The organism is Paenibacillus forsythiae T98 (assembly GCF_000520735.1).
Lineage (GTDB): Bacteria > Bacillota > Bacilli > Paenibacillales > Paenibacillaceae > Paenibacillus_AQ > Paenibacillus_AQ forsythiae.
Window position 1 is genome coordinate 1 of record NZ_ASSC01000282.1, and the last position, 5,216, is coordinate 5,216.

The window sequence follows — 5,216 nt, forward strand, 5'->3', positions numbered from 1 at the left end:
TAGGCCTCGCCGCCGCCGCCGAAGATCAGCTCCTCCGCTTCGCGGAGAGACAGGCGCTTAAGCTCATGGTAGGAGGGACGCCCATGGCTCATCAGGCCCGTCATCTCAAGAATGTCCTCCTTGTCCGGAAGCAGCCCCCGGACCCGCTCACGCAGGCTGCCTTGGCTTAAGGCCAGCAGCTCCAGCCGTTCGCGCGGGCCGAGGCGGCTCTCTCGGGACATCTCCTCCCTGATCCGCCGGAACGTATGGTACAGCACTGCCAGCGCAATCTGCCGGTTCGGCCGTTTGACGCCGGAGAAGCCGGCAGATGCGTATCCCTGCCGGCCCGTGCTGCCCCTGATTCCGCTCTTGAACGCCATATTGTTGTAGCCGGCCTGATCCGGGCTGAGGCTTCCGGAGGGCCGCATCACATTCTTCAGCAGGCTGATATGGGAAATAATCTCGTAATTGTCCTCCATCCCGCCCGCCGGGGACGTCCCGCGCTCATTCTTGTCCGACAGAACGTAGACAAGGTCGAACAGCGGCGAAGGGCCGTGGCTGACCGGAATCGACAGCCCGTCTTCCGTGACGAGCAGCGGAGCGGTGTATGCGTAATCCGGAGACTGCATGCCCTCCAGCTCACGCAGGAAAGCCATTCCGGCGGAGCTGGACAGCCCGAAGCTCTCGGCCTGGTCCCGCTCGCTGATGAGGGCGAACAGGTCGGTCTGCACCGATTTGAACGACTGGCCAAGCACCACTCGGGCCAGCAGCGTGATTTCCGGCAGCAGCACATTTAGCGGGTCGTCGACCCTCGTAATGACAGAGAGATGGATGACATCGAAGGATGAATACAGTCTGCCGTAATCCGCCATGCCGTCTGTCAAGCGCCGCAGCGCCGTGTTCATCTCCGCCAGATAGCGCTGCTCTCCATGAAACTCACGGAACAAATCCCGGCGGACGGTGCGGGGATCTCGGCCCTCCGTCCGGGGAAGAATCATCGTTCTCAAACATTCGGCGGGCCAGTCCGCCGAGGCCCCGCCCTGGTCGTGAGCGCCGGCAACCGCGCCGCCGAACGCTTCCTTCCCGGCTGCGCCGGACGAAGCTTCATCCTCCGGGCCGCCGAATGAAGCCGCCTTCCAGCCCTCGGGCGCGGCATGCACCGCCAGCACGCCGCCTGCGTTGTCCCATTTGCGGCGGCAGCTCCCGAGTACGGGCCGGATGGCGGGCGCCGTCTTCTCACCTACGAACAGAAACAGCGCAGGATAATGAATGCTGGTTCGCCTGTCTCCCTGATCCTGCAGCCGGTCTTCCCGGGCGGCGTATTCCGCCGCGTAACGCATTGCCAGCGATCTGATCATAGGCTTACTTCAGCTTTCTGCGGATGCCGCCGAGCTTTCCGGTCATCCCCTTGTAGAAAGCGTACATCTCGTCGCCGTCGGCATGCTCCACCCGCTCGTATTCCAGGCTGTCCCGCGCTTCCAGGAAGGCTTCGTACAAGCTGTCCAGCTTGCCGAGCAGCGGGGACACATCCTCGGCCGCGGTCATTTCCGCCGCCCGCCGCGCCGCCTTGCGCAGCAAGACGCTCCGGCTCTTCTCGTCCAGGCCCCGGAAATGGCGGTAGACCGCATATTCCACATAGCTGCGCTCCTTCATCAGGTTGGCGAACGGCTCCCAGGCGTCCTCCTCCTCGTCCTTGTCGTAGACGAAGAGCGCTCCCTTTTTCACGATGGTCTCCGTGTACAGGGCCTCCAGGAACTGGTCCATCCACTTGTCCTCGTCCAGATACTGGCGCAGCACCGTATTTAACTCCTCCGATTTGGCCGAGAGCGCCTCGTACTTCGCCAGCTCCTCGCGCACTCTTGCCGTAAGCTGCGGCGAGCGGATCAGGTTCTCCTGGGCCAGCTCCCGGGTGATGCTGCCGAAGATGTCTTTCGAGCCTTCACGCTCCAGCCCGCTCTCGCGCAGCCTTCTCAGCTCGTCCGCCGCCTTCTTCACTTCGCCCAGATTCGGCCGCGGCGCGCCCAATTGAAGATCATAGCCGCGCAGAAAAGCCTCAATGTCGAATGGCTTCGTGAACACGACCGAGTAGCGGTTGCTTGTGTTCTCGTCCAGGCCCTTTTCCACAATGGCTCCGGCAGCAAGCGCCTTGGCGAAATCCTCGCGCACTCTGGCATTATACTCGCGCACCCGCGCGTTGCTGTAAGTGTCGCCCCAGGACTGCTCCGGAATCGGCGAAGGCAGATACGTCCAGTTGTTCTTGTCCGTCTGCACCAGATGGCGTCCGGTCCCTTCCTTGTCGAGAATGGTCCGCTCGTAGTTCTCTTCATATACCCGCAGCGGCGTATAGACGAACAGCGGCACGCCGTTGCGCGTATTCAGCCAGAAAATCCGGTTCTTGACCTCGCTCTCCTTGACCGTAAAATGCGATTTGCCGAGCGCGTTGTTCTGGTAATTGCGAATCCCCTTCAGAATGCCCGGCGCCTTCACAGGCACCGATACGAAGCCCCACGAAGGGAAATGCAGGCTGCCCGAGCTGTTGCTGAGGTGGAAGACCGGCACGGCCTCCTCGTCGAGCTTCCCGGCAACCGTGCGTTCAACCAGCTTGTCAAGCGGCTCCTCGCTGCCGTATTTCATCGTCAGAAAATCCTCCATCGACCGGGTGATAAGATCCCCGAACTTGTCGCTGAGAAACTCCGAAATAGAGCGGACGATATCAATCTCCTGCTCTCTGACCCAGCGGCTGGAGTTCCGCAGCATTTCCCGGGAGAAATCGCGGATCAGGTCGTCGCCGTCTTTTTGCTCCATAATCTTCGAGATCGTCTGCGCAATGTCCGGCACACTGACGATATTCCAGTAATACGTCTTGTTGCCCTTGTGGTCGGTCTGTTCTTCGCTGTTTGTGAGAATATCCCCGTTCTTTGAAAAAATCGAGCTCAGCGCGTTCAAAATCTCCGTAAACACGCCGTAAATGCGGCTGTTCTCCTCGTTCAGCAGCTCGAACAGGTCCTCGTAGAACTCGATCATGCGCTCGGTGCGCTCCGTATCGGCATGCAGCCAATATTCGTTGATCTTCGCGTCGATATAAGCGTTCTTCTTCTTCTCCTTCGAGACAAAAGCGCTGCGCGCATCGCCCAGCTTATCCTCCGCCGACTCGCGGGCCGTCTCAATATCGCGCGGCAGACGCAGCAGATTCTCGCGCAGCGCTTCAATATAGGACTGGATCAGCTTCAGGATGCAGAAGCCTTTTTCCGTATAAATCAGCCGCGACACATAGAACGGCCCCTGCTCGGGATGCAGGAACGTCCGCTCCATCTCCTCGCCGAAGCGTCCGACAATTTCGCCCGGAAGCTGCTTTCTCACCTTGATGTACTCTTCTCTCGCGCGCGACAGGAAGGTCTGCTCCAGCTCGGTATCCATGTCGACAACCTGGTGCTTGATCACATTGGAGTGGCTCAGGCGCTCGCTGTTCTCATAGCCAGGCAGCGGCTCCGGCACACGGGCTTCGAACGTCTTGATGGCGCTCTCCAGATCGATTCCGAGCTTGCGGGCTATTTTCTCAACATCCTCCTGGCCCGGCGCCTGATGGAACATTTTATCCATTTTGTCGAACAGGCGGTAAGCAAGGTAGGTGGTCATTTCCTCAATCGGCAGCACAGCCGACGAAGCCCCGATAATGTTGTACTCGTAGTTGGCCGGATAGCTCTTGTGCATCTGCGCGATATTCGTGCGGATATTGCTGATATAGTCGTGAATGGCGAATTCCTCGCCCGACTGCTTCTCCTCGCTGGCCATGAAGTTCGTAATATTCTCTGCGGTCACGTTCATGCAATAGTCGTAGGCGTTCTCCAGCAGCTTGCCTTCCGTGTTCGTCGCGGAAATGAGGTGGCACAGATTGAACGGGGGGAGCGGGGAGTTGACGGTCAAAATATTGCCGTACTGCTGGCGGAACCGCTCGCCCCGGCTGTCCACGTTCATCCAGTAGTCCAGCTCTTTGAGCGCAGCGTAGCCGTTCTTGCGGATATATTCGCGGGTGTGCTCGCTGAGGCTCTTGTTCGACAGGTTCACGTCGGGCGTGAACAGATATCCAAGCGTATTGACCCGGTCGATTCCGGCAGAGCCGAAATCGCGCTCGATGATGCCCCGCACGATGTAGGCAATGTCGAGAAAAGCGCCGCTGCCTGTACCTCCGGACAGGCCGGTCAGGAGGAAGACCATCAGCTTCTTGTTCGTTCCGACCGACAAAGTCTTGATCTTCTTGTCGATCGCGCCAACGACCTGGTTGATCTTCGTGAACAGCAGCAGCCGTCCCGCCTGCCGCACCCCGGCGGCGCCGTTCATGCCATCCGTGATGCTAAGCTCGGGCGACAGCCATTCCGTAATGTAAGGGTCTAGGATGCTGCGGTTCTGCAGCAGCCCGCCGATTTCGGCGTTGGCCAGCAGCACGAACTCGTTCTGCGGATCAAGGCCGATGCCTCGGTACTTCTTGGCGCGGTCCTGCTCGTTCGTCTCGAAGGCCAGAAACTCCACGTTGTCCGGCTTGTCGCGCTTCTTCTTGGTAATCGGGTCCTCCGGCAGCTTGAAGCGGCGGTTGATCTGGTATTTCAGGCGGAGGAGGGCGTCGATGCCCGTGCCGCCGAGACCGATGATAAGAATCGGGTTATCAATCGTGTCGACCCTGATTTTGTCGCTGACGATGCCTCCGCCAAGCGATACGTCAAGCTGCTGAATATGTTCTCTTACGACCGGTTTCATGGTTATCCCCCTAAAAGTTTTACGGTGAGTAAACTTCATTGATTGACTTCAGTAAAACTCGCTTCGAAAGCATGCGTCTTATACCAAATACTCCAGCATAATCGTCTTGTCCACGCTGCCGAGCGGAACCGACACCCGGTCCCCGCTCTTCAGCTCCAGCCCCCGGGAGGCGTCGACCGCCCGGCCCGATTTCTCGACCGCGATTCCGTCGCCGCCGCGCAGCAGCAGCCGGTCGTTATTCCCCGGCGTGAAGACCAGCTTCTCGCTCTCCCGAAACTCCGGTGCAAGCTGAAGCAGCTGATGCAGGTTGAACTTGCCCCGGAAGCCGGCCAGCTTCTTGTACTGCGGATACGTCTTCTCGCCGGTATTTCCGTCAACCACTTCAATCACCAGTTGGCCGACAAAGCCGCGGTTCGCTTTCTTCCACAGCATCCAGATGACGGCAGCCGCCGCAAGCGCCAGCAGTATTCCGGCAATGACCAGAA

The 5,216-nt window shown here is 59.4% G+C and carries 1 protein-coding gene and 2 pseudogenes; all 3 read right to left on the reverse strand.

Annotated elements, in window-relative coordinates:
• Positions 1 to 1,337: pseudogene (locus L692_RS0109270) on the reverse strand (transcription initiation factor TFIID); the annotation flags it as partial.
• A gap of 4 nt (positions 1,338 to 1,341) precedes the next feature.
• Positions 1,342 to 4,731 (reverse strand): tubulin-like doman-containing protein, encoded by a 3,390-nt coding sequence (locus L692_RS0109275; RefSeq protein ID WP_025699235.1) that lies wholly within the window; start codon positions 4,729 to 4,731, stop codon positions 1,342 to 1,344.
• Positions 4,732 to 4,809: 78 nt separating this feature from the next.
• Positions 4,810 to 5,216, reverse strand: a pseudogene (locus L692_RS32580) (VWA domain-containing protein); the annotation flags it as partial.